The following is a 1672-nucleotide window of genomic DNA, read 5'->3' on the forward strand; positions in this document are numbered from 1 at the left end:
ATAGTGGGCCATCCTGGATTCGAACCAGGGACCTCTGCGTTATCAACACAGCGCTCTAACCAACTGAGCTAATGGCCCATAAGCGAATGACGGGAATCGAACCCGCATAGCCAGCTTGGAAGGCTGGAATTCTACCATTGAACTACATTCGCATCACTTTTCCTTAGGGTTCCCCCTATGGCGCTGGACGGAATCGAACCGCCGACACATGCAGCTTCAATGCATTGCTCTACCAACTGAGCTACAGAGCCATCTCTTTTATATAAAAGAACGGTCACAACGGGGTTCGAACCCGTGATCTCCTGCGTGACAGGCAGGCGTCCTAACCAGCTAGACCATGCGACCAATTGCGGGAGTAGGATTTGAACCTACGACCTTCGGGTTATGGGCCCGACGAGCTACCGAACTGCTCCATCCCGCGATAATATTAATCTTTCGTGGGGCCTTGGCCCTAAGGAGGATGAGGGATTCGAACCCTCGCGCCGGTTTCCCGACCTGACGGTTTTCAAGACCGTTCCCTTCAGCCAGACTTGGGTAATCCTCCATATTTTTTCATGGTATGGACCATGTTGGACTCGAACCAACGACCGGACGGTTATGAGCCGTCTGCTCTAACCAGCTGAGCTAATGGTCCGGCACGAGTCTATCGCGGCAGGGGGAATCGAACCCTCGACCTCTCGGGTATGAACCGAACGCTCTAGCCAGCTGAGCTACACCGCGATGTCGCTGTTTCCAGCCATCGGGACGACAGGATTCGAACCTGCGACCCCCTGGTCCCAAACCAGGTGCTCTACCAAGCTGAGCTACGTCCCGTTCCTTCATTTTAAGACCGTCGTCTTGTCTTCTGGATTGGAAGACGATGCACCTAGCAGGAGTCGAACCTGCAACCTTCTGATTCGTAGTCAGACACTCTATCCAATTGCGCTATAGGTGCATAATGCCGGCGACCGGGATCGAACCGGTACGATGTTTCCATCGCAGGATTTTAAGTCCTGTGCGTCTGCCTATTCCGCCACGCCGGCATTCCAAGCGAACAACGGGATTCGAACCCGCGACCCCCACCATGGCAAGGTGATGTTCTACCTCTGAACTATGTTCGCATAATATGCCGACTAAAGGATTCGAACCTTCGACCCCCGCTTTACAAGAGCGGTGCTCTACCAGCTGAGCTAAGTCGGCTGGATCTCCGACGCGGCGCTTTTGACCTTAGTCAATGGACGCTACAGGGATCGAACCTGTGACCCCCTGCTTGTAAGGCAGGTGCTCTCCCAGCTGAGCTAAGCGTCCAAAAATAAAAACGAGTCTCCTCGTTTTCTATGTACAGGCATCGCGTCGTCCTATCCTCGCAGCCAGCGTTCCGGCAACTACTTTTGGCGCTAAAGAGCTTAACTTCTGTGTTCGAGATGGGTACAGGTGGTTCCTCTTTGCCATCAACACGACACCTTTTGAGCTTTTACACTCAAAACTAAATAATCCTTACTTCTCTTTTTCCTTAAATATCCCTTTACTCATTTGACTCTTTGGTTAAGTCCTCGACCGATTAGTACTAGTCCGCTCCATCCGTCACCGAACTTTCACTTCTAGCCTATCTACCTCATCATCTCTGAGGGGTCTTACTCTATTCATTAGATGGGAAATCTCATCTCGAGGCGAGTTTCACACTTAGATGCTT

Annotated in this window: 14 tRNA genes and 2 rRNA genes; all 16 read right to left on the reverse strand. The window is 51.7% G+C overall.

The features are described 5' to 3' along the window. Positions 1–4: 4 nt before the first annotated feature. Positions 5–78 (reverse strand) — tRNA-Ile (locus G6R27_RS06260). A 3-nt stretch (positions 79–81) separates the two neighbouring features. Next, a tRNA-Gly gene (locus G6R27_RS06265) sits at positions 82–152 on the reverse strand. A gap of 26 nt (positions 153–178) precedes the next feature. Beyond that, positions 179–251, reverse strand: a tRNA-Phe gene (locus G6R27_RS06270). A 20-nt stretch (positions 252–271) separates the two neighbouring features. After that, positions 272–345, reverse strand: a tRNA-Asp gene (locus G6R27_RS06275). A 2-nt stretch (positions 346–347) separates the two neighbouring features. Then, positions 348–421, reverse strand: a tRNA-Met gene (locus tag G6R27_RS06280). 33 nt (positions 422–454) lie between these two features. Then, positions 455–544 (reverse strand) — tRNA-Ser (locus tag G6R27_RS06285). A 16-nt stretch (positions 545–560) separates the two neighbouring features. After that, positions 561–634 (reverse strand) — tRNA-Ile (locus G6R27_RS06290). A 12-nt stretch (positions 635–646) separates the two neighbouring features. Beyond that, a tRNA-Met gene (locus G6R27_RS06295) sits at positions 647–720 on the reverse strand. Positions 721–739: 19 nt separating this feature from the next. Next, positions 740–813 (reverse strand) — tRNA-Pro (locus tag G6R27_RS06300). 47 nt (positions 814–860) lie between these two features. Further along, positions 861–934, reverse strand: a tRNA-Arg gene (locus tag G6R27_RS06305). Positions 935–938: 4 nt separating this feature from the next. Then, a tRNA-Leu gene (locus G6R27_RS06310) sits at positions 939–1022 on the reverse strand. 6 nt (positions 1023–1028) lie between these two features. Beyond that, positions 1029–1100 (reverse strand) — tRNA-Gly (locus G6R27_RS06315). 6 nt (positions 1101–1106) lie between these two features. Further along, a tRNA-Thr gene (locus G6R27_RS06320) sits at positions 1107–1179 on the reverse strand. Between the two features lie 35 nt (positions 1180–1214). Continuing rightward, positions 1215–1287: transfer RNA gene (locus G6R27_RS06325), tRNA-Val, on the reverse strand. A 37-nt stretch (positions 1288–1324) separates the two neighbouring features. Continuing rightward, a 5S ribosomal RNA gene (gene rrf / locus G6R27_RS06330) occupies positions 1325–1441 on the reverse strand. A gap of 79 nt (positions 1442–1520) precedes the next feature. Next, positions 1521–1672: ribosomal RNA gene (locus G6R27_RS06335) — 23S ribosomal RNA — on the reverse strand; the annotation flags it as partial.

Source organism: Fructobacillus papyriferae (genome assembly GCF_018437225.1).
Taxonomy (GTDB): domain Bacteria; phylum Bacillota; class Bacilli; order Lactobacillales; family Lactobacillaceae; genus Fructobacillus; species Fructobacillus papyriferae.